The sequence below is a fragment of the Collimonas fungivorans Ter331 genome (assembly GCF_000221045.1).
Lineage (GTDB): Bacteria > Pseudomonadota > Gammaproteobacteria > Burkholderiales > Burkholderiaceae_D > Collimonas > Collimonas fungivorans_A.
Window position 1 is genome coordinate 3,508,811 of record NC_015856.1, and the last position, 21,765, is coordinate 3,530,575.

16 protein-coding genes and 2 pseudogenes are annotated in these 21,765 nt (G+C 59.8%); 3 read left to right on the plus strand and 15 right to left on the minus strand.

Annotated features, from left to right (window positions below; translation table 11 throughout):
- The first annotated feature begins 49 nt into the window (after nt 1–49).
- Both CFU_RS15330 and CFU_RS15335 read left to right on the plus strand, forming a co-directional pair.
- The gene (locus CFU_RS15330; protein WP_038487255.1) at nt 50–322 is read left to right on the plus strand and encodes an oxidative damage protection protein; all 273 of its coding nucleotides are present in this window, start codon (nt 50–52) and stop codon (nt 320–322) included.
- Nucleotides 323–527: 205 nt separating this feature from the next.
- Entirely contained in the window at nt 528–3,290 is a 2,763-nt protein-coding gene (locus tag CFU_RS15335; protein ID WP_014006950.1) for a M16 family metallopeptidase, read from the plus strand.
- 484 nt (nt 3,291–3,774) lie between these two features.
- Here the strand turns inward: CFU_RS15335 and CFU_RS23945 are convergent.
- Nucleotides 3,775–3,998 (minus strand): annotated as a pseudogene (locus CFU_RS23945) (amino acid permease C-terminal domain-containing protein); the annotation flags it as partial.
- A gap of 479 nt (nt 3,999–4,477) precedes the next feature.
- Between CFU_RS23945 and CFU_RS25380 the strand changes: the two are divergent.
- Entirely contained in the window at nt 4,478–5,749 is a 1,272-nt protein-coding gene (locus CFU_RS25380) for a carbohydrate-binding protein (protein WP_274377016.1), read from the plus strand.
- Nucleotides 5,750–5,855: 106 nt separating this feature from the next.
- On the opposite strand, the gene CFU_RS15350 is transcribed toward CFU_RS25380, so the two are convergent.
- From CFU_RS15350 to CFU_RS15415, 14 genes and pseudogenes are all read right to left on the minus strand, one after another.
- Nucleotides 5,856–6,191, minus strand: a complete 336-nt coding sequence (locus CFU_RS15350; protein ID WP_041742146.1) for a hypothetical protein — start codon at nt 6,189–6,191, stop codon at nt 5,856–5,858.
- 170 nt (nt 6,192–6,361) lie between these two features.
- Nucleotides 6,362–7,522 carry a glycoside hydrolase family 18 protein gene (locus tag CFU_RS15355; RefSeq protein ID WP_014006955.1) on the minus strand — a complete coding sequence of 387 codons (1,161 nt, stop codon included), beginning with the start codon at nt 7,520–7,522 and terminating at the stop codon, nt 6,362–6,364.
- A gap of 17 nt (nt 7,523–7,539) precedes the next feature.
- Nucleotides 7,540–8,460, minus strand: a complete 921-nt coding sequence (locus tag CFU_RS15360; RefSeq protein WP_014006956.1) for a glycoside hydrolase family 16 protein — start codon at nt 8,458–8,460, stop codon at nt 7,540–7,542.
- Nucleotides 8,461–8,465: 5 nt separating this feature from the next.
- Nucleotides 8,466–9,767, minus strand: coding sequence for an MFS transporter (locus CFU_RS15365; protein WP_014006957.1), 1,302 nt, complete (start codon nt 9,765–9,767; stop codon nt 8,466–8,468).
- Nucleotides 9,764–11,329 (minus strand): beta-N-acetylhexosaminidase, encoded by a 1,566-nt coding sequence (gene nagZ / locus CFU_RS15370; protein ID WP_014006958.1) that lies wholly within the window; start codon nt 11,327–11,329, stop codon nt 9,764–9,766. The genes CFU_RS15365 and nagZ overlap by 4 nt, the downstream gene beginning before the upstream one ends.
- Nucleotides 11,330–11,386: 57 nt before the next feature.
- Nucleotides 11,387–12,397, minus strand: coding sequence for an SIS domain-containing protein (locus CFU_RS15375; RefSeq protein ID WP_041742147.1), 1,011 nt, complete (start codon nt 12,395–12,397; stop codon nt 11,387–11,389).
- 7 nt (nt 12,398–12,404) lie between these two features.
- Nucleotides 12,405–13,571, minus strand: a pseudogene (nagA, locus tag CFU_RS15380) (N-acetylglucosamine-6-phosphate deacetylase).
- Nucleotides 13,568–14,302: a GntR family transcriptional regulator gene (locus tag CFU_RS15385; protein ID WP_014006962.1), complete on the minus strand. Its 735-nt coding sequence runs from the start codon at nt 14,300–14,302 to the stop codon at nt 13,568–13,570. The pseudogene nagA and the gene CFU_RS15385 overlap by 4 nt, the downstream one beginning before the upstream one ends.
- Nucleotides 14,296–15,234: a BadF/BadG/BcrA/BcrD ATPase family protein gene (locus CFU_RS15390; RefSeq protein ID WP_041743559.1), complete on the minus strand. Its 939-nt coding sequence runs from the start codon at nt 15,232–15,234 to the stop codon at nt 14,296–14,298. Before CFU_RS15390 ends, CFU_RS15385 begins: the two co-directional genes overlap by 7 nt.
- 174 nt (nt 15,235–15,408) lie before the next feature.
- The gene (locus CFU_RS15395; RefSeq protein ID WP_014006964.1) at nt 15,409–15,843 is read right to left on the minus strand and encodes an ExbD/TolR family protein; all 435 of its coding nucleotides are present in this window, start codon (nt 15,841–15,843) and stop codon (nt 15,409–15,411) included.
- Between the two features lie 117 nt (nt 15,844–15,960).
- Nucleotides 15,961–16,389 (minus strand): ExbD/TolR family protein, encoded by a 429-nt coding sequence (locus CFU_RS15400; protein WP_014006965.1) that lies wholly within the window; start codon nt 16,387–16,389, stop codon nt 15,961–15,963.
- A gap of 2 nt (nt 16,390–16,391) precedes the next feature.
- On the minus strand, nt 16,392–17,312 hold the full coding sequence (locus CFU_RS15405) for a MotA/TolQ/ExbB proton channel family protein (RefSeq protein ID WP_050808611.1): 921 nt from the start codon (nt 17,310–17,312) through the stop codon (nt 16,392–16,394).
- Between the two features lie 77 nt (nt 17,313–17,389).
- On the minus strand, nt 17,390–18,040 hold the full coding sequence (locus tag CFU_RS15410; RefSeq protein WP_014006967.1) for an energy transducer TonB: 651 nt from the start codon (nt 18,038–18,040) through the stop codon (nt 17,390–17,392).
- A gap of 234 nt (nt 18,041–18,274) precedes the next feature.
- A complete protein-coding gene (locus tag CFU_RS15415; RefSeq protein ID WP_202946124.1) occupies nt 18,275–20,935 on the minus strand; it encodes a TonB-dependent receptor in 2,661 nt (886 codons plus the stop codon).
- Between the last annotated feature and the right edge of the window lie 830 nt (nt 20,936–21,765).

Here is a 21,765-nt window from a genome sequence, read left to right on the forward strand (position 1 = left end):
ACAAGCGGGCCTGTGGCAGCACGGCTCGCAATATTTACAAGGAAAAACCATGGCACGCACCATCCATTGCATCAAGCTCGACAAAGAAGCGGAAGGACTGGACTTCCCGCCGTATCCGGGCGAACTAGGCAAACGCATCTATGAAAGCGTTTCGAAAGAAGCCTGGGCCGGCTGGCTCAAGCACCAGACCATGCTGGTCAACGAAAACCGCCTGAACCTGGCCGATGTGCGGGCCCGCAAATACCTGGCAGCGCAGATGGAAAAGCATTTCTTCGGCGACGGCGCCGACGCCGCCACCGGCTATGTGCCGCCGACCGAATAAGCAGCCGTTTCAGAATATCTCTCTTCCCATCTACCTCTGTGGCAAAATAAGCAAGATTAATTTGTCCGGAGGTAGCATCCCGTCGCGGCCCATGCGCTGTAGCCCCAAATCAGATTCAATGCCGATCCCTAGTGTCCTGAGTCGGGACACCAGCCGGATATGCGCGCTTTTTCGTCCATTCTTTTCTCCATAGATCGGAAATTTCATGCATCTATTCCGTAACCGTTCCTGGTCCAGCCGCCTACTGTCCTGCCTGCTGGCAGCCGCCTGCAGCGTCGCTTTCGTCGGCGCCGCGCAAGCAGCAACCGCACTGCCGGCCGGCGTCACCCAGGGCCCGTCTGCCGAAGGCATCACCGAATACCAGTTTGCCAACGGCTTCAAGGTCTTGCTGTTCCCCGATGCGTCCAAGCCCACGGTAACAGTCAACATGACTTACCTGGTCGGTTCGCGTTTCGAAAATTATGGCGAAACCGGCATGGCGCATCTGCTGGAACACCTGATGTTCAAGGGCACTCCTACCCACACTGCGATCCCCAAGGATTTCAGCCAGCGCGGCATGCAATTCAACGGCACCACCAACGTCGACCGCACCAATTATTATGAAATCTTCCAGGCCGGCGACGACAACCTGAAGTGGGCGATCGACATGGAAGCCGACCGCATGCTGCATTCGTTCATCGCCAGGAAAGACCTGGACAGCGAAATGACGGTGGTGCGCAACGAATACGAACAAGGCGAAAATTCGCCGTACGGCGTCCTGTTCAAGCGCCTGCAAGGCGTCGCTTACGACTGGCACAACTATGGCAAGCCGACCATCGGCAACCGCAGCGATATCGAAAACGTCAAGATAGAAAACCTGCAGGCCTTTTATCGCACCTACTACCAGCCTGACAATGCAGTGCTGCTGATCGCCGGCAAATTCGACCAGGACAAGACCCTGGCCTGGGTCAGCCAGGCGTTCGGCAAGCTGCCCAAGCCGACCCGCAAGATGCGCGATTTCTGGACCGTGGAACCGACCCAGGACGGTGAACGCAGCGTCACCGTGCGGCGCCAGGGCGACGTGCAGATCGTCGCCGTCGCCTACAAGATCCCGAGCGAGCTGCATCCCGACAGCGATGCCTTGTCCTATGCCGGCGCCATCCTGGCCGACACACCCAACGGTCGCCTGCACAAATCGCTGGTGGAAACCGGCAAAGCCACCGCCATATTCAACTATGAAATGACCGGCTATGCGCCGGGCCTGGAAATCATCGCGGCCGTGGTCAAGAAAGGCGAGCCGATCGAACCGGTGCGCCAGGCCCTGATCGAAGGCGTCGAGCAATTTGCCAAGACGCCGCCGACTCCTGAAGAAATGGAACGGGTGCGCCTGGACAACGCCAACAGCTTCGAAAAGCTGCTGAACGACCCGCAGAAAGTCGGCGTCGCCATGTCCGGCACCATCGCGCTGGGCGACTGGCGTCTGCTGTTCCTGGGCCGCGACCGTTCCAACAAGGTCACTTCGGCGCAAGTGGCGGCAGCGGCAGCGCACTACTTCACCCGCGATAACCGCACCGTCGGCCTGTTCCAGCCGGAAGACCAGCTGCAGCGCGCCGACGTTCCCGCCGCGCCGAGCCTGCCGGCGCTGTTCAAGGATTACAAGCCGCAGCAGGCAGTCGCCGACGGCGAAACGTTCGATCCGTCGCAAGCCAATATCGACGCCCGCACCCAGCGCTCGCAAGTGGGCGGCCTCAAGCTCGCGCTGCTGCCGAAGAAAACACGCGGCGAAACCGTTACGGTCAAGCTGAACCTGCAATGGGGCGATGAAAAAACCTTGTTCGGTAAAAAAACTGCTTCGGAATTGATGGATGCCATGCTGATGCGCGGCACCACCACGCTGAGCCGTGAGCAGCTGGCCGACGAATTTTCCAAGCTGAAGATGAGCGGCAGCCCGACCCAATTCCAGACCACGCGCAGCAACCTGCCGGCGGCCTTGAAACTGGTGGCCAGCGTGCTCAAGCAGCCGCGCCTGGATCCGGCCGAATACGAGCGCCTGCGCAAGGAAGCCCTGGTCGGCCTGGAAGCATCGCGCAACGAACCGAACACGCTGGCGGCGGAAGCCATCGCCCAGCACTTCAATAAATATCCGCAAGGCCACTGGCTGGCGGCGCAAACCGTGGACCAGCAGATCGCCGCGATCCAGGCCACCCCGCTGGCTGACGTCAGCGCCTTCCACCACGACTTCTACGGCGCTTCGCAAGGCGAACTGGCGATCGTCGGCGATTTCGACGTCGCTGCCGTCACCAAGGTGATCCAGGAAGAATTCGGCAGCTGGAAAAGCGCAGCCCCTTACCAGCGTGTGATCCGCCAGAATTTCGATGTGGCGCCGCTGCAGAAAACCATTAACTCGCCGGACAAGGAAAACGGCTTTTACGTAGCACGCGAGAACCTCGACATGCGCGACGACGACGCCGACTATCCGGCCATGATGGTAGCCAATTACCTGTTCGGCGGCGGCGGCTTGAAATCGCGCCTGATCGACCGCGTGCGCCAGAAGGAAGGCCTGTCCTACGGCATCGGTTCGTCGCTGGACATCAGCTCCGTCAGCCGCGCCGCCAGGTTCTCGGTGCAAGCCATCGCCGCGCCGCAAAACCTGGGCAAGGTCGACCAGGCCGTCAAGGAAGAACTGGCGCGCGCATTGAAGGACGGTTTCAGCGCCGAAGAACTGGCTCGCGCCAAATCCGGCATCCTGCAGGAAAACCAGAACGCCCGCGCCCAGGACAGCGCCCTCAGCGCCGGCTGGGCCAGGCTGCTCGACATCAACCGCACCTTCGCCTGGAGCAAGCAGGTAGAAGACAAGATCAGCGCCCTGACGGTAGAACAAGTCAACGCAGCCTTCCGCAAATACATCGACCCGGCCCGGGTTAGCGTGGTGATTGTGCGGGATGAGGCAAAGGCTAAGGCAAACGCTGCCGTGGCTGTGAAGCAGTAAGGGCTAGCAATCCCGCAAAACCGCTGCCGTATTCGCCATAAAATTGGCGAGTACGGCAGCGGTTTTTTCTTTGGGGGGTTGACGTTGCTTTTGAAGTTGCCGTTGAAGTTGATTTTGACGTTGGGGTTGCTTTTGAATTCCGCATGGGGACGTTGCCAAATGTGACGGCTGCCAGTCGGGAATTGTGGGAAGACATGTTTGAGCCGAAGGCGAGTTTGTCTTTCCACCCGACTGGCAGACGGCACATTTGGGGACCTGACCGAAGGGAAGGCAACGGCTTTGCGGTCGCCTTCTTTTGGTTACTTTTCTTGGCGAAGCAAGAAAAGTGACTAGCTGTCGGGCTACCCCCGACATGTACCCACGGAGTAGCCACTGTTTTAAGTAACGACTATCGAATGCGGACTTATGTACTCCGTGGCCCGTTAAATTAGGGTCAGAGTAATTTTCGCAAAACCCGCGAAAAAAAACTCTGACCCTAATTTAACTACGGCTGTGGGTGCAGCAATGAGCGGCGACGGGCGTAGCCGAAATATACCGCGAAGCCTATCGCCAGCCAGCACAAGAAGGCGATCCAGGTCACCGCCTGCAGATGGAACATCAGGAACACGCAAACCCGATCACCGCCAGCGGCACAAACGCCCCCCCAGGGCAACGGAAAGCCCGCGGCAAATCAGGCCGCGTCCTGCCCAGCACCAGCACCGCCAGCGCTCCCGACTCCCACCGCTTCAGTACCCTTTCCGACAGCTTCCAGCAACCGCATATCGATAGCCGATTTATCGCCAAGCCGATATTTCTCGCTCAAAATCGAAAAAAAGCGACCAGTCCACTTATCAAAAAAACAGTGTACACAATTTTAATAAAAATCAATATAAACAATACTTTAGGTACATATGAAGAGCACCAAAATGAGACCACAAATTTATTAATGCAATACCAGTTAGATACAGATTGACAGCCACTTTTTGCAATCTTAAAGTGCCCTTAATTCGGTATTTCCATATGGAAATACCGAAGATGGCGGATGAGATGTCGTCTGCTTCCGGCAATCTGGCTCAGCGGCATTCGCAGTGATTGTTCGCAATGATTTTTTTACAGCTTCGGTTTTGGTTCACAACGCATAACAAAGTCTGTGCCTTCCGGCAGCTGGTCTTTCCATGCTGCCCGACCAACCTTCTCAGGAGAGAAAATTGAAACTGAAACTCATACAGGGCCTCATGCTTACCCTGGCCTGCAGCGCCATCATGACCGGCGCCGAAGCCAGCCCCCTGATAGCAGCGAGCGCGCAAGCAGCGTCGACGGTAACCTGTTATCCAGCCTGGGTCGCCAGCACTGCGTATACCGGCGGCGCCACGGTCAGCTACAACGGCGTCAACTACAAAGCCAACTGGTGGACCCAAGGGAACAATCCTTCCACCAACAACGGCGGCTCGGGCACCGGCCAGCCATGGACCATCGTCGAAACCTGCGGCGTCGTGACGCCGCCGCCTCCACCGCCGCCACCACCGCCTCCTCCTCCAGGCGGCGGCACCACACCGGCCGGCTTCGTTTTCAGTCCATACAAAGATGGCAACATCAACCTGAACTGGAACACCTATGCCATGAGCACCGCGGTCACCGGCAGCACGCAGACCGTGCTGAGCGCCATGCCAGCCAAGCTGACCACCTTGACCTGGGCTTTTGCCACCGGCGCCTGCGGTAGCGAAAACTGGGGCGGCGTATCGGCATCGGCCTTCGCTGCAGCCAACGTGCAAGCGTTCGTCAACGCCGGCAAGAAATACATTGTTTCCACCGGCGGCGCAGCAGGTTCCTTCACTTGCGGCAACGATGCAGACTTCAAGAAATTCATCCAGACCTATTATTCGGCCAACCTGGTCGGCATAGATTTCGATATTGAAGCCGGTCAAAGCACTGCTGACATCAACAACTTGGTGCTGCGCGTGAAAAACGCACAGGCGACTTATCCGAACCTGCGTTTCAGCTTCACGCTGGCGACGCTGGGCGGCCATGTAACGCCTAGCCTCGGCTACTACGGCGTGCAAGTGATGCAAGCGATCCAGGCTTACGGCTTGACCAACTACACCATCAACCTGATGGCGATGGACTACGGCAGCTCGGCTGGCGGCAACTGCATGCTCAACAGCAGCGGCGGCTGCGACATGGGCGCCTCGGCGGCGCAATCGGCAATCGAACTGCATAACCAGTATGGCGTGCCGTACAAGCAGATCGAAGTGACGCCGATGATTGGCGGCAACGACACGACCGATGAGACTTTCTCTATCGCCGATGTCACGACGCTGGTCAATTTCGCGCAGCAGAACGGCCTGGGCGGCATCCACTACTGGTCCTTCGATCGCGACCGCGATTGCGCGCCAGGCTCGGCCTCGCCTACCTGCAATACTTATGGCCAGGCAGGCACACTGGGCTTCACCAACGCCTTCATCTCGAAACTGGGACTGTAAGACAAAGGGCCGGCATCAGCCGGCGTCAAATAAAAAGCCCCGTTCAGATCTGAACGGGGCTTTTTTTCAACCTTAATCGACGGCGGCGCTTACGCTCGCCGGCACATCAGCCGCGCTTGACCCAGGTTACCTTGCCTTTGGCGATGCCCAGCGTGCGCCGGTCTTCCCAATAGTCCATGGTGCCCATGAACTGCTCGCCGTCGCGCTCGCCGATGCGCCAGCGGCAGCCGGCCAGCAACCCTGTCGCCTCGCTCTCGGTTTTGCCGATGAGCGCGCTGTCTTCCAGTTTATCTGCCTTGCAGCCTTGCGCCGATCCTGGCGTTCCTTGCGGTCCCGGCGCAGCGGCCGGCGCCGAGCCTGAATCGGCGGCGCAACCGGCCAGCGTCACGCTGAACAGTGCTGCCGCCGCCATGTGGCTGATGTTCTGGTTTTTCTCGGTCATTGTCTTGGATTCCTTTCTGGAGATAGGCCGCATCGGGCTTGAGGTGATGCAATCACCCTGCCCTTGCGATTCTACTATGCAGCCAGGCGGCTGCCAACGACAGCATGTAGGGTGGGCACCCTGTGCCCACGCGGAGGCAGCGTGGCATCACGTGGGCACAGGTGCCCACCCTACGGCTGGAGCAGGTCCGCCGCCACCTTGTCCAGCAACACCGCGTCGCGGTCCGCCGACAGCTGCCAGAACATGGCGCCGGCCAGGCCCATCTGTTTCAGGTATCTGATCTTGTAGTCCAGCGATTCGACATCGTCGTAGCTGACGAATTCGCCGGTGTCCGGATTGAACAGGTAAGGCACTTTCGCAGCATCGTTCCAATAGCGGGTAAAGCCATTGCGGTTGACCAGCGTGGCGCTGATGTCGGCGAAATCCAGCTCGCCTGGCTCGACGCCGCCGCGGCCCTTGCCGTTGCAGTCCTGGTGCTGGCCGTGCAGCTGCGCGCCGCACTGTTTCCAGCTATAGCCGTAGAACGGCATGCCCAGCACCAGCTTGGCGGCCGGAATGCCGGCCTGCAAGGCCATCTCGACCGTGCTGCTGACATTGAACTCGGGATTGGCGTCGGGCCGCGCCAGCGCCGGGTCGTTGTACAAGGGCGCGACGTGACCTGCGAACTTGCTCCATGAACCGCTGAAGTCGTAGGTCATGATGTTGACCCAGTCGAGGATCGCGGCGACCTTGGCCATTTCGGTATTCTGGAAAAATCCCTTGTTATTGCCGACCGCTGCGGTCAGCAGGTAGCTGCGGTGTTCCTGCTTGCTTGCGTGGTCGAGGCGCTCGCGCAATGCCTGCAGCAGCAGCGTGTAGTTCTGCTTGTCTTCGGGGCGCATGATGTTAGCAGCATCGCCGCCGGCTACCGGGAATTCCCAGTCGATGTCGACGCCGTCGAAACCGTTTTTGCGCAGGAAGGCAACGGCGCTGTCGGCGAATTTACGGCGCGACTGCGGCGTCAGCGCCACATCGGAAAATTCCTTGGAACCGGCCCAGCCGCCCACCGAGATCAAGGTCTTCAGCTTGGGAGAGCGGCTTTTGAGGCCACGCAACACGATGTAGTCACGCGCGCTCTGGTCGGTGCCGGAGGACTGGTCAGGGACGATCTCGCCATCTTTGATCAGCGCAAACGCATAATTCAGGTGAGTCATCTTGCTGGCGTCTATATCCGCCGCGGAGTATTGGCGCTGCTGTGAGGGCAGGTAGTAAGCAACTACTTTATAGGGCGCCGCCATGGCCACGGCAGGCAATAGCGCTGCAAGCAGCATCGGTAACTGCATCAATTTCATCGTGTCTCTCGCTTATCTCAAAAATCGCAATTGGACGGCAACGGCGGCGCCATGGCTGCCACCGTATCCACATGGTGTACGCCGCTGTGGCGGTAAGCGCCGACTGCCGCGTCGACCTGCGCCGGCGACAGCAGCTGGTCCTTGGCGTGCATTACCCAAGCCAGGTCCTGCTCGTAACGCCGCTCCACCCTGGTGTCCGGCAGCACGCCACTCGGCGAGAACCACAAATTGAAATTGATCGACATCGGCTGCGCCGGGTAATTGCGGCCGCCGTGTTCATCTAGCTGCACGCCGTCCAGGAAGTAGCGGATCTTGCCACCGCCCACCTGCATCAGCACGGTATGCCAGCCGCCCAGCGCACGCTGCTCCTCGTGCACCTGGTTGAATGCGTTCCAGGGTTCCATCTGCACCGTTTGCCAGGACACGCTGTATAGCCTGCTATGCGGATTGCCCCAGCCGCCGTTGGGCAGGTATTCCCAGTCGAGTTCGCTGTATTGCGGATCAAAGTCGTGCTTGAGCGGACTGGAGGTATAAAAAGCCTCGACCACCAGGTCGCCGCCGGGGCCCTGCAGCGGCGCATCGGTGAAGCGTATCCGCGCGGCGTAAGTGCCCTCGAAATATTTGCGCTGATGACAGAGCTGCGCCTGGTAAGTGCCGCCAGCCGTACCGTCGGTGCGCGCGCTCATGCGCAGCAGCCGCTGGCCGCCGGCTTGTGGATCGTCGACCAGGCTGACGGTGCCCGGCCCCCACTGCCCGTGCTCGATGCCGGGATGACCTTGCTGGTCGCGGATTTTCCAGCCACCGGCGACCAGGGCCGTGGTGTCGGCGTAATGGAAGTCGTCAAAAAAAATGCTGGCGCCGCTGCCGGTAGTAGCCATGGCGTCGGCCGCCGTCAGCAGCGACGCCAGCGCCAGCAGGCGTTGAGGAAAGAATCTCATCGCGTTCAGACCGCAGCCGGCTGCGCCGCCGCCTCGGCGGCCTGCTCATGGCGTCCGATCGGCACTATGCGCGACAGCAGCAGGACCGGGATCGCGGAAACCAGCACCCACAGGAAAAAATGCTGGTAGCCGAGCGCGCCCTGGACCGCGCCGCTGACCATCTTGAACAGCACGTAGCCGAGCTGCATGATGCCGGTGCCGAGCGCGTAATGCGCCATCTGGTATTTGCCCACCGCGACCTCCTGCATGATGAACAGGATCAGGCCGACAAAACCGAAACCGTAGCCGAACATTTCCAGGCTCAGGGCGGCGCCGATCACGCCCAGGCTGCTCGGCATGGCGGTGCTCAGGAAAAAATAAGCGAGGTTGGGCAGGTTCATCGCCAGGATCAGGAAAAACATGCTGCGCCGCAGACCGCGCCAGGCCGTGAAATAACCGCCCAGCAGGCTGCCTGCAATGAACGCCACGGTAGCCAGGGTGCCGTACACGGCGCCGACTTCGGCCGTCGCCAGCCCCAGCCCGCCTTCAGCCCGCGCGGCGCGCAGGAACAGCGGGCCGATGGTGGTGATCTGCCCTTCGCCGGCGCGGAACAGGATGATGAAAGCGATCGCCAGCCAGATGCCCGGTTTCTGGAAAAAATCGATGATCACGTCGCGCAGGGTTAGCCAGACCCCGCGCATGCCACCCGCCGGACGAGCTACATTGCGGCCGGCCGGCAAAGCCCAGAAATGATAGATCGCCAGCAGCACCATGCTCACTCCCAGCATGCCGAAGATCAGGCTCCAGGCTTGCGCCACCGCCATGCGTTTCTCGAAATAGCCGGCCAGCACGACCAGCCCGCCCAGCGAGAAAAATCGCGCGACATTATAGAAGCCGCCCTGCCAGCCGGCGTAGGTTGCCTGCTGGGTCGAGCTGAGGCTGGCGATATACAGGCCGTCGGCAGCGATGTCATGGGTTGCCGATGCAATCGCCACCAGTCCCAGCAAGGCGATGCTGACCGCAAAATAATCCGGCAAGTGCAGCGCCAGCGCCACCAGCCCGAGGCTGGCGCCGCCCAGGAACTGGAACAGCAGCACAATCGATTTCTTGCTGCGCGCCGCTTCCAGGAACGGACTCCAGAGCGGCTTGAAAACCCAGACGAAACCCAGCATGCCGGTCCACAGCGCGATCCGGTCGTTGGCCATGCCCATGCTCTTGTACATCAGGCCGGCGATGGTCGCCACCACAAAATAGGGCAGCCCCTCGGCGAAGTACAGCGTCGGCACCCAGAGTGCGGGATGGTGCTCGGGTTTTTCCTGGATGCTCATGTCAGTTGCCGCTGTGGGCGCAGTGGGTCAACGTTGCTGGTTACCGGCACCGGCATCTTGCCGCGCGCTTCGAGGGTTCCGCCCAGCCAGTCGGCGACAGCCTCCAGCGCCGCTGCGGCAAAACCGTAAGTGACCAGCGCCGGCGCCGCGATATCCAGTATCTGGAACGGATTCCACAGCACCAGGTGCAGATCGGGGCGCCAGGTCTTCCTGGCTTTTTCGCCGTAGCGCAAACGCGTGGTCGAAGCGAGGATCACCGTCCTGCCGTCAGCCGGCAGCGAGGCCCAATCAAATTTGTCTTCGTCGTCGAAAGTCACCAGTTCGACATCGTAGCGGCGCGCCAGCAAGGCAGACACCGCCTCGGCCGGTAAACCTGCTTCGGCGACGCCGTCGCCGGCCGCATCGGCGCAAGCGACCAGGCGGATTTTTGCGCCGTCGGCAAGGCGTTGCGGCTGGCCTGCCACGGTCAGGCCGCGGCGCCAGGCTTCGGCCATCAGCAATTCATCGGCAGATTCGGTGAGATAAGCGCCGGCCGCACAGGGATAGGCGGCCGCCAGGCCATCCAGCCGCGCCAGCCGGGCGGCGACCGTGGCGCTGCCAAGATCGCCATGCTCCTCGGCGGTAGCCAATGCCATCGTCAGGGACACCAGGGTTTCTTCTTGCGTGCTGCGATTGCCCAGCGCCATGACCATGTCGGCGCCGGCGGCCAAGGCTCGCACCGCCGCATTGCCGACGCCGTAGCGGCCGGCGATCGCGTGCATGTCCATGCCGTCGGTAATGATGACGCCGCGGTAATCCCATTCGCTGCGCAGCAGGTCGGTCAGGATCTTGCGCGACAAGGTCGCCGGATATTCGGGGTCCAGCGCCGGGTAGACGATATGGGCACTCATCATGGCAGGCGCCCTTCGCGCCGCCTTGAACGGCGCCAGCTCCAGCGCATCCAGCGCGCTGCGCGGCTTGGCTACCGTCGGCAGGTCGCGGTGCGAATCGACATGGGTGTCGCCATGCCCGGGGAAATGCTTGACGCAGCAAGCCACGCCCTGCTCCAGGCTGCCCTCCATCCAGGCCAGCGCCAGTTCGGTGGCGCGTTGCGGATCGGAGCCGAAGGAGCGCTCGCCGATGACCGGATTGGCGGGATTGTTGTTGAGATCCAGCACCGGCGCGAAATTCCAGTTGAACCCGAGCGACCGGATGCCGCGCGCGACCGCGGCGCCGACAGATCGCGCCAGCGCCACATCGTCGACCGCTCCCAAGGCCATCGCCGCCGGCGGCGCCGGCAGCCAGGTAGCGCGCACCACGGCGCCGCCTTCCTGGTCGATGCCTATCAGGGCGTTCGGTCCCATCACCGCGCGCAGGTCGGCGGTCAGTTTGGCCAGCTGTTCGGGGTTCACCATGTTCTGGCGGAACAGGCAGACCGCACGGATATGGTTGTCGCGTAAAAATTGCGCAGTGTCCTCGTCCAGCACCGTGCCCGGCATGCGGATCATGATCAGCTGCCCGGCGATGCGGCGCGCCGCGCCCAGTTTGCCCTGGGGATCGGATTTGCTATCGGTGCTACTCATATTGCTGCTCCATCTGTGCGGCGCAACTGCGCCGTTTCAAACGATTAATTCGATCGATTAATTGGTCTTGGTCACTTTGCTCAGATGACGCGGACGGTCCGGATCCAGTCCGCGGGCGATGGACAGGTTGGCGGCCATGACATAGAAGGCCTGGATCGCCACGATCGGGTCTAGGTCCGGCGTCGGCGCCAGCGGCAAGGTCAGGTCGCGTTCGCTGACATCGGCCGGCGCTGCCAGCAATACACGCGCACCGCGTCCGCGCATTTCTTCGGCCAGTTTGACCAGGCCGGCCTGGGTCGGTCCGCGCGTCGCAAAAATCAGCAATGGATAACCTTCGTTGATCAAGGCCATCGGGCCGTGCTTGATCTCGGCGCCGCTGAACGCCTCAGCTTGCAGCACCGAAGTTTCCTTGAATTTGAGGGCCGCTTCGAGCGCCACCGGAAAGCTGGTGCCGCGCCCGACCACCATGATGCGCGAGGCTGGCGCCAGGACGTCGATAGCGGTCGACCAGTCGGTTTCGGTCGCCAGCTGCAGCGCCGCCGGCAAGGCTCCGATCTGCGCCAGGAATTCGGCATCGCCTTGCCAGTGCGCCACCAGGCGCGCCGCCGCCGTCAGGCTGGTGATGAAACTCTTGGTGGCGGCCACGCTCAGCTCCGGGCCGGCATGCAGCGGCAAGCTCCATTCCGCGCTGTGTGCCAATGGCGAAGCCGCGTCGTTGACCAGGGCCACGGTGGTGGCGCCGCCTTCACGGAAATAACGGATAGGCTCGATCACGTCCGGGCTCTGGCCCGACTGTGAAATCGCAATGGCCAGCGCATCGCGGGTCTGCAGCGGCGACTTGTACAGCGTCACCAGCGACATCGGCAGCGAGGCCACGATGCGGCCCAGGCGCGCCATGATCAGGTAGGCGCAATAGTTGGCCGCATGGTCGGAACTGCCGCGCGCGACAGTCAGCACATTGGCAGGCTGCGCGCTGCGCAGCCGGGCGCCGAGCGCCGCATAACTGTCGGTATCGCGCTGCAATTGCAAGGCAACGTGTTCGGCTGCGGAACAGGCTTCCTGCAACATGAGCGAACTAAACTTCTGTGAGATCAATGCTTTCCCCTTCTACATATACAGCGGTTAAATTGAGTTGCCGGTCCAGCACCACCAGGTCGGCATGGCAGCCGCTCGCCAGCCGGCCGCGCTGCGTCAGGCCGAGATGGTCGGCGGCATAAGTCGATACCCGGTGCGACGCATCGTCCAGGCTCAGTCCGAGTCCGACCAGGTTGCGCAGGGCCTGGTCCATGGTCAGCGTGCTGCCGGCCAGGGTGCCATCGGCCAGCCGCACGCCGCCCATGCATTTGTGGACCTGCTGGCGGCCCAGCATGTAGTCGCCGTCCGGCATACCGGTAGCGGCGGTCGAATCGGTCACTCAATACAGCCTGGGGATGGCGCGCAAGGCAGTCTTGATCGCACCCGGATGCACATGCAGCAGGTCGGGAATCAGTTCCGAATAACGGGCATGCGCCAGCGCTGCGCCAACCATGCCAGGCGCGCGCGCCTGGAAACCGGTCATGGCGTTGAACAAGTGGGTGAAGCCGGAAGCGCCGTGCTCCAGCGCTTGTACGCCGTCTTCGTAGCTGCCCAGGGTATGGCCGATCTGCACCCGCATGCCGGATTCGCTGAGGGTGCGCACCACGTCCAGATGGCCGGCGATTTCAGGCGCAACGGTGATCAGTTTCACCGGCGCCATGGCGCTCAGGCGCGCCACTTTCTGCAAGGTCGCTTCCTGGGCGAAATCGGGCTGGGCGCCGAGTTTTCCTGGATTGATATACGGTCCTTCGAGGTGTACGCCAAGCACCCGCGCAGTGCCGGCGCGGCGCTGGCGGCAGGCGTGGCCGCAGGCTTCCAGCGCCTGCTCCAGGTCGCTCAGCGGCGACGTCATGGTGGTGGCCAGCATGCTGGTGGTGCCGTGCCGGGCGTGGATGGCGGAGATGACATAGACCGCGTCGCCGCCGTCCATGATGTCTTTGCCGCCGCCGCCGTGCACATGCAAGTCGATGAATCCGGGCAGGATATAAGGATCGCTGTTGTGGTCGGGATCGACTTCGGCGCCGTCAATCGCGGTGATATGGCCGTCGTCGAAGCGCAGGACGCCGCTGATCCAGCCTTGCGGCGTCAATATGTTGCCCTTGAGCCCACCTTTGAAATTCCCACCCGGATTATCCGAGTCGCCACCCGCCTGGCGCTGACTCGTCATCGACGCAACTCCGCCACAAAGTCGTAGTAGTCGCTGCGGCAATAGGAATGCGACAGTTCGATCGCCGTGCCGTTTTCCAGGTAGCCGACGCGCGTGATGTGCAGCATCGCGGCGCCGGTCTTGATGTCGGCCAGCTTGGCCTGGTCGGCGCTGGCGTTGATGGCGCGGATGTGCTGCAGCGCGCGCACCGGCGCCACGCCGAGCGTCTCCAGGTGGACGTACAGCGAATCCGTCACCGCTTTCGGGTCCGGCAGGTAGTGCGCCGGGATGGTGGTGGTTTCGATCGCCATCACCACATCGTCTGCGGTACGCAGGCGCTTCAGGCGCGACACTACCGTATTGGGCGACAACCCCAGCGCCAGGATTTCTTCGGCTACCGCAATCCCGGTTTCGCGCAGCAGCCATTGCGAACCTGGCCGGAAACCGCGCTGGCGCAGCTCTTCGCTGAAATTGGTCAGGCGCGACAGCGGCTGTTCCAGCTTGGGCGTGATGTAAGTGCCAGAACCGCGCTTGCGGATCAGCATGCCGCGCTCGCACAATACGTCGATCGCCTTGCGCGCGGTGACGCGCGATATTTCGAGCGAATCGGCCAGGATGCGCTCCGACGGCAAAGCCTCGTCCGGCTGCCAGACACCGCTGTTGATCTGTTCTGAAAGCCGGTTCACCAGCTGCAGGTATAAAGGCGTGTCGCTAGCGGCATCCGGCTTGAGTTTCTCTATCTGGGCTAGCATGTTTTTTTCCCTTTTAATCTTTCATCGATCAAACGCAGGGCGCCCGCCGCCGCATCTGCATGCGGCTTGACGACCAACGCCAGCAACGGCGCGGGCAGGTACTCTCTTAAATGCGCGGCAAGGCCGCCGCACAATGCAACCGGCAGCTGTCCCGAAGGATCCAGCGCAGCGGCAATCCTGGCGACTTCCTGGCCAGCCTCCAGCATGATCTGGCGCGCGGCAGGATCGCTCTCAGCGTAGCTCACCACGATCGGCGCCAGCCGAGCGTAACTGGTCTGGCTGGCGCCGGCCAGCCAGGCGAACATGCTGTCGCGATGGCTATCGAAATGGGTTGCGCAGCCGCGTTCGCAAAAATGGATCAGGGCGCGCGCAAAATCGCTGCCCGGCGCCCGGCCGTCCAGCACCTGCTGGGCGTGTGTGACGGCGCGCATGCCGAGCCAGGCGCCGCCTGCTTCATCGCTGGCGGGGAAACCCCAGCCGCCGACCTCGCGCCGCTTGCCGTCCGTCGTCAGCACCTCGCCGACACTGCCGGTGCCGATGGCGATGATGACGCCGGGGCGTCCCTGATGGGCGCCGACCAGGGTGGTGAAGGCGTCGGTCTCCACTACCGCATCGCCGAAACCCGGGTTCTTTGCAGAGAAATCGGCCGCCCATTGCTTGTTGTTGACACCCGCCAATCCCAGGCCGATGGCCATTTTTTCCAGCGCCGGTCGCACCAGCCCTGCGCTGGAAAATGCTGCGTTGAGGGCTTCCAGCACCGCCGACCAGGCTTGTTCCACGCCGTGCATCAATCCCGATGGGCCGCCGTGGCCAAGCGCCAGCAACGGGCCCGCGCCATGTGGACCTTCATTGCGCGCATCGCTTGCAGCGCGCACCACACGCACGCGGGTGCCGGTTCCACCGCCGTCGACGCCGATCAGGTATTCAATCATGTTGTTGCATCCATCGCTTTCATCTGCCACTGGCATTGTTCTTATTAGCGGAAACAAACTGGATTTACTGTATGGGGACAGAAAGCGGCTGTCAATCGGTCTTTAAGTGGTATCTGCAAATCCACCGGAAACACGCTCCAGCCTGGCCTTTTCTGACTAAAAAGATACGGTTTCCTACTCCATGAACTGTTCATTGCCGACGATGCCGATCTTGGTGACGCCCAGCCGCTGCGCCGACGCCATCACGGCCGCCACCGACTTGTACTCCACCAGCTTGTTCGGCCGCAGGTGCACTTCATCGATATTGCCGCCGGCAACCACCGTTTTCAGGCGGTCTTCCAGCTCGGCACGGTTCGCTATCGGCGTACCGTTCCACATCACTGTGCCGGTCGGATCGATGTCCACCGTGTCGACCACCGGCAAGGCCAGCGGCGGCGGCGGATTACCGGTCGGCATGTTCAGCTTGATCGCGTGATTCTGAATCGGAATCGTGATGATCAGCATGATGATCAGCACCAGCATGACGTCGATCAGCGGCGTCATGTTCATTTCCATCATCGGTTCCGGATCATTGGCGTTGCCGCCCGAAGAACCTACATTCATACCCATTCAAATACTCCTAATGTTTCGAACGTTCTGCTTGATCAGTTGGGGGCAGAGCTGCACGGGTAGTGTAATTCATCGCCCTGCGGCGCCTCTTAAACTCTGTCCCACAAATGGTATAGCTTAGTTCCGCGCCGGCGGTTCGGTAATAAAACCGATCTTGGCAATGCCCGCCCGTTGCGCCGTCAGGATCACCTTGCCGATATATTCGTACTTGGTTTGCTGATCGCCGCGGATATGCAGTTCCGGTTGCGGCACGATGACCGCCACTTCCTTCAGCTTGGCCAGCAAGGTCGCGGTATTCGGCACCAGTTGCTCGTTCCAGAACATGTCGCCTTGCTTATTGACCGCCAGGTTGATGTTCTCCGGCTTGGTTTTATAAGGTTCGTCGAATTCGTTCGGCAGCTTCACTGGAATCGTATGCGTCACCACCGGAATCGTGATCAGGAAGATGATCAGCAAGACCAACATGACGTCCACCAGCGGCGTCGTGTTGATCGTGCCGATCACTTCGTCTTCATCCCCATCGGGAGAGCCGAGTGACATCGCCATGATCAGCCAACCTTTTTATTGATGTGGGCGACCTGGACTGCCGAGCTCGAGGACATCACGCCGCTCAGCAGGACCGAGTGCAGGTCGGCGCTGAACGAGCGGATTTCTTCCATGGCGCTCTTGTTGCGGCGAACCAGCCAGTTGTAGCCCAGAACCGCAGGCACGGCCACTGCCAGACCGATCGCGGTCATGATCAGTGCTTCACCGACCGGACCGGCCACCTTGTCGATCGACGCCTGGCCGGCGATACCGATCGCGGTCAGCGCGTGGTAAATACCCCAGACGGTACCGAACAGGCCGACGAACGGCGCCGTCGAACCGACAGTTGCCAAAAATGCCAGGCCGTCTTGCAGGCGGCTTTGGACTTTTTCCACCGAACGCTGGATCGACATGGTCACCCAGGTGTTCAGGTCGATCTGTTCCAACAAGGCGCCGTCATGGTGCTGGGTGGAGTTCACGCCGTTTTGGGCGATGAAACGGTAAGCGCTGTTTGGCTTGAGGCCGGAGACGCCTGCCTCAACGCTAGCGGCTTTCCAGAATGTCTTTTGTGCATTTTTAGCCTGGCCCATCAGTTTCACCTGCTCGATCAGCTTGGTGATGATGATGTACCAGCTACCCATCGACATCAGCACCAGGATGATCAGGGTGCCGCGGGCTACGAAGTCGCCGCCTTTCCACAGGGCGTCCAGGCCGTACGGATTGTCGACGGTTTCCTTGGCTGCAGGCTGCGGCGGTGGGGTTGGGGTATCTGCCAGCGATGCTGCTGCAGTGTCGGCCGCTTTCGGCGCATCTGCGGCTGCTGGTGCCGGAGCCGACGCTGCGGCGGGTGTTTGGGCGATTGCTGCCAGTGGCGCTGAGATCGTCGCGGCGGAGATCATCAGGGCGGTGACAAGGGCGGATAAGCGATTACGAGTGATAGACATGCTGATGCTCCAAATTTTAGAAAGTAGATTGCCGCAATCGCGACGTAATGGTTGGTTTGCGCGCATTTGCGCTGCGCCTACTCGAGCTTCCAGACATATTGCATCCTGGTCGACGACTGCACCGCTTTGCCGTCAGCCATGGCAGGAGTGAAATGGCACAAGCTCCACGCTTTTACCGTGGCCCGGTCCAGGTCCTTGAAGCCGCTGCTTTTTTCAACGGCGGAGTCCAGCACATTGCCGTCGGCGCCGATGGTCAGCTTGACGGTCACCATGCCCTCTTCTTCATTGCGCAAGGACGACCGCGGGTATTCCGGCTTGTCGCAATTGCCTGCAATCTTGGCGCTGGTGTGCGCCGGTCCTGCTTCGCCGGTGGCCGACGGCTGCGCCACGGAAGTCGGCAGGTCATTGCTCGGCGGCTTGACGTTGGTCACCGCGGCAATCACATTATCCTGCGGCGGCGGCGTTACTTTTACCTCGGGTGGAGGAACGAATGGCGGTGGCGGCGCGACCGATTTTGGCGGTGGCGGCACCGGCTTGTCCGGTGGCGGCGGTGGCGGCGGCTTGAACTCTTCGATGATCTTGGTTTCGACCGGCTGCTGAATCACTTCCACTACCTTGCGCGCCAGTCCGGTAAGCAGCGCATAAACGATAAGGACATGCAGAACAACAACCACGCTGATGCCAACTACATTATTGGAGGGATTTTTCCCATCCTGCGTGAAATCCATACAACGACTCCTGTTTGTGCGCCTGATCTGTTGCCGGCCCGATCCGTGCGATCTGCCCGCATATCGTCAGTTTCATCTGCATCGGTAAAAAAACCGGAGAGCGTCTTGCATCCAAGCGCGTCACAACAACATCCGGTCATCTGCGCTCTCACGGCGAAATCAACGTCAACTCTCACTACGGTCTGAAACCGCCGGCATGCCGCTGTTGGACGGCGGCATGCCGGCTTCTCGCTGCTAGAACTTCAGATGCGCATTCAGGTAGAACTGCCGGCCGTTCTTGTAGAACGCGCGCGGCTGGTCTTCATTGAGCGCGTAGTACTTCAGGGTCGGGTTGTTCAGGTTCTGTGCATCCAGCGTGAAGGACAGCTGTTCGCTGTACTTGTAGCCCAATGACATCGCCAGGGTGCCGACAGCGTCTTGATAGAACGCCGTGCTGCGATCCAGGCCGCTGTAGAACGCGCTGCGGTAGTTGTACGAAATACGCGCATTGAAACGTTCATCTTCGTAATAAGCCGTCAGGTTGGCGGTACGCTTCGAGGCGCCGACCAGGGGACCGTTGGTAGAGTCATAGGCGTTGATGAAAGTGGCGTTAGTGGCGAAACCGAAGTTTTTACCCAGCGGCATTTCATACGCCAGTTCGATACCGTTCACCGTGCCGCTAGTATTCACCGGTACTGTCAACTGATAATCAGCCAGGAAGTCGGTAGGATGAGAGTTGATACTTGTGACATAGCTTTTGGTAACAGTCCCCAAGCCAACATAGCTGGTCAGGTTCATGTTGAAGATGCTCGCCGACACTAGTGAGCGGGGAGCAAAATACCACTCCAGAGAAGCATCAAAGTTATTCGACGTGATTGGCTTCAGATTAGGATTGCCGGCTGTACCAGAACCGACAGCACCAAACGTCGGCGGCGGAGACAATACCACTTGACCGGAGAGCGCCGAGTAATCTGGTCTGGTCATGGTTTTGGACGCAGCAAACCGTGCGATCACATCTTTGCTCAAGTCAAATTTGAGATTAGCGCTTGGTAGTACATCGACGTAATTGTTTTTATCGTTCTGCCTGATAAAAGGACCAAAAGCCGAAGTCGTGATTGCACCTGGTGTAGTAGCCGTTGCTCCAATATTAGAGAGCACATCTTCTTTGGTCTGCACTACACGGAGACCAATGTTGCCGCTCCAGCGATCACCCTCCAGATTGCCCTGCAAGTAACCAGCAGTATTTTTTTCCTTAACAGAAAACTCATTTTGCCAGTCTTCACGCGCAATCGGATCACGGTTAGTGAACGCATTGTATGCCGCCAGTTGACCCGGAGTGTAATACCAAACATTCGTCGGGAAGCCACTGCCCAGACCACTACCAAAATTGCCAGGGAAGTTGGAGTAACCGGAAGGGAAATTGGCGGGATCCTGAGCAGCGGCAGTCGGTCCCTGGCCAATCACACCTTCAGAACTGCGTTTGTGATCGTTATAACGCAGGCCGAACTGCACCGTCTTCAAAGTCCCCCAGTCGGTGGAATATTCACCGTCAATCTGAGCCCAGTTTTCCTTGTCCTTGACGTTGACGTTCTGGTCACCAAAAATCCAGCCGAACTGCGCGCCGGCAGGGCTGGCGTTATTGGTTGCACCCAGGTTCCAGTTGGCGGCCGTGCCCGTTCCGTTCAATTGATAACCCGCACCGGCGCCGACGCCGACATTCCATTCCGCCACGTTCTGGGTCGGTGTCTTCCCTTCGCCGGACGAAGTGCCCAGCTTGGTGGTGAAAGTCAGCGAATCGCTGGCGCGCCATTTGGTGCCAAGTTCAACAAAATTGGCGCTGGCGCTTTCATCCGGACGTGAAATCTGGTCATAAACGCCATAGTTGGTGCCGGCTACAGGGGCAAAAGTGGCCGATGTCAGCGTATTGTTTTTCACCGTGTATCCAGGATTCGGCGATTGACCCGCGCCGGCGTTGATGACCTGCGCACCCCAGAATTCATAACTGCGGTTGTAGTTGGCCGCCTTCATTTCCGAAGTGAAGGCATTGACGTCGAACGAAAAGTCGTTGCTCACCTTGAACTGGGCATCGATCAAACCGCCGGTGCGCTTGCGTTGCTGCTCAAACAGGGCGGAGTTGATCAGGTTAGGCGCATAGACGCCGGCCAGGTCTGGATGCGCGAGAGCGATCTTGCTGCCCGGGGCGATCTGGGTGTAGCCCAGGATTTCCTGCCCTTGCCGTTGCAAATGGCGCTCTTCAGAAAATGCCTGCACCAGGATGCCGAAGGTGTTGGCATCGTTCTTCCAGTTCACCAGTGCGCTGATTTGCGGATCGGTCTTGCCCGGCAAATCGGCATACACCGCGCCCAGGGTTGCTTCAGCCGTAAATTGTTTCTTGAACTCCAGCGGCTTGCGGGTAATGATGTCGACCGAACCGGCGACGCCGCCTTCCACCAGGTTGGCCTGGGAGCTCTTGTGCACCACTACCGACCCCACCAGTTCGGAAGGCAGCAGCGTATAGCTGACGCTGCGGCCGACTGTTCCCGACTGGTCCAGCACGAACCAGTCGCCGGATGCCACGTTGTGGCCGTTGATCAGCGTCTGCGTCAGGCTCGGGCTGGTGCCGCGCATGCTGACCCGGTCGGCTTCATCGAAACCGCCTTCGGTGGCGCCGGCGTTACCGATGGTGACGCCTGGCACGCGCGACAGCGAATCAGCAACGTTCTTGTCCGGCATCTTGCCGATGTCTTCGGCGGTGATGACTTCCACGTGCGAGTCGGCATTACGTTTCTGAGTCAGGGATTTTTGCAATGAACCGCGAATGCCGCTGATGGTCACTTGTTCAATGCCACCCTTGTCGGCGCTCTTGCTGTCAGCTTTCGAAGCTGCGTCATCTGCCTGCTGCGCATAGGCTGGCATGGCTGCCGCCATGACCAGTAGCGCAACTGCAGATGCTATTGGTGTTAAATTTTTATTCACTTACCGTTCTCCCCATCGATTGCGGCCCCGCAAACCCCAAGCAGGCCATTTTTTTCATTGACTTCTCCACGCTGTGGCTTGAGGTCGCTTCAGGCCGACAAAGGGGAGAACCTTTTTTTCGATACAGTCGCCAATACAACAAGATCCAACCAACAAGACGCTGCATAGCGCCGCCTGTAAAACACCTGCCTCTGCCGGTCTTTCTCCAAAAAACCGTCCGGGGAAAATGCCGTGCGTACCCTGCCCCGCACCAAGCTTCCGCATCCGCCTTACGCCCAAGCTCACGAATTCCCTTTGGAAACGTTGCGCTGAGGACACTCTAGGGACCGTAAAAGTGGCTGTCAATAGGCATTCAACTGGTATTACATAAATAAATTATTGGTATCAAAATTACTAATTCATATATCTATATATACCGTTGTTTACATTCACTATTTCTCAAACTACATGACTGTTGTTTAGTGGAGTGGACTGGTCGCTTTTTTTCAAAATGGGTCAGGAAAAATGAAATTTTTCTCGGAAATCAAAATTTGAGGATTTTTTCATGGAACTTCTTCGAGCTGGGCAAGCCGCCGCCTTCCTATCTCTTTTTTAGTCTCCATTCTCTGCAATTTCCTCTATGAAAATACGGAATTTTCAGACGATAAAAATATCGCCGGAATTTATATTGAAACGCCAAAAAATCAGGAGAAATTGACTATTTCAAAGTTTTTTTATTTTTTTTCAGGAAAATTGTAAAGCCACCAGACAAATAAAGCGGCATTACCTGG

Excerpts from the sequence above, each read along its gene's own strand:
- CFU_RS15400 (WP_014006965.1), bottom strand. The coding sequence starts at position 16,389 with ATGGCGATGTCACTCGGCTCTCCCGATGGGGATGAAGACGAAGTGATC.
- nagZ (WP_014006958.1), bottom strand. The coding sequence starts at position 11,329 with ATGAGTAGCACCGATAGCAAATCCGATCCCCAGGGCAAACTGGGCGCG.
- CFU_RS15410 (WP_014006967.1), bottom strand. The coding sequence starts at position 18,040 with ATGGATTTCACGCAGGATGGGAAAAATCCCTCCAATAATGTAGTTGGC.
- CFU_RS15360 (WP_014006956.1), bottom strand. The coding sequence starts at position 8,460 with ATGAGATTCTTTCCTCAACGCCTGCTGGCGCTGGCGTCGCTGCTGACG.
- CFU_RS15330 (WP_038487255.1), top strand. The coding sequence starts at position 50 with ATGGCACGCACCATCCATTGCATCAAGCTCGACAAAGAAGCGGAAGGA.
- CFU_RS15390 (WP_041743559.1), bottom strand. The coding sequence starts at position 15,234 with ATGATTGAATACCTGATCGGCGTCGACGGCGGTGGAACCGGCACCCGC.
- CFU_RS15365 (WP_014006957.1), bottom strand. The coding sequence starts at position 9,767 with ATGAGCATCCAGGAAAAACCCGAGCACCATCCCGCACTCTGGGTGCCG.
- CFU_RS15395 (WP_014006964.1), bottom strand. The coding sequence starts at position 15,843 with ATGGGTATGAATGTAGGTTCTTCGGGCGGCAACGCCAATGATCCGGAA.
- CFU_RS15335 (WP_014006950.1), top strand. The coding sequence starts at position 528 with ATGCATCTATTCCGTAACCGTTCCTGGTCCAGCCGCCTACTGTCCTGC.
- CFU_RS15385 (WP_014006962.1), bottom strand. The coding sequence starts at position 14,302 with ATGCTAGCCCAGATAGAGAAACTCAAGCCGGATGCCGCTAGCGACACG.
- CFU_RS15415 (WP_202946124.1), bottom strand. The coding sequence starts at position 20,935 with ATGCCAGCCTATGCGCAGCAGGCAGATGACGCAGCTTCGAAAGCTGAC.
- CFU_RS15355 (WP_014006955.1), bottom strand. The coding sequence starts at position 7,522 with ATGAAATTGATGCAGTTACCGATGCTGCTTGCAGCGCTATTGCCTGCC.
- CFU_RS15350 (WP_041742146.1), bottom strand. The coding sequence starts at position 6,191 with ATGACCGAGAAAAACCAGAACATCAGCCACATGGCGGCGGCAGCACTG.
- CFU_RS15405 (WP_050808611.1), bottom strand. The coding sequence starts at position 17,312 with ATGTCTATCACTCGTAATCGCTTATCCGCCCTTGTCACCGCCCTGATG.
- CFU_RS15375 (WP_041742147.1), bottom strand. The coding sequence starts at position 12,397 with ATGTTGCAGGAAGCCTGTTCCGCAGCCGAACACGTTGCCTTGCAATTG.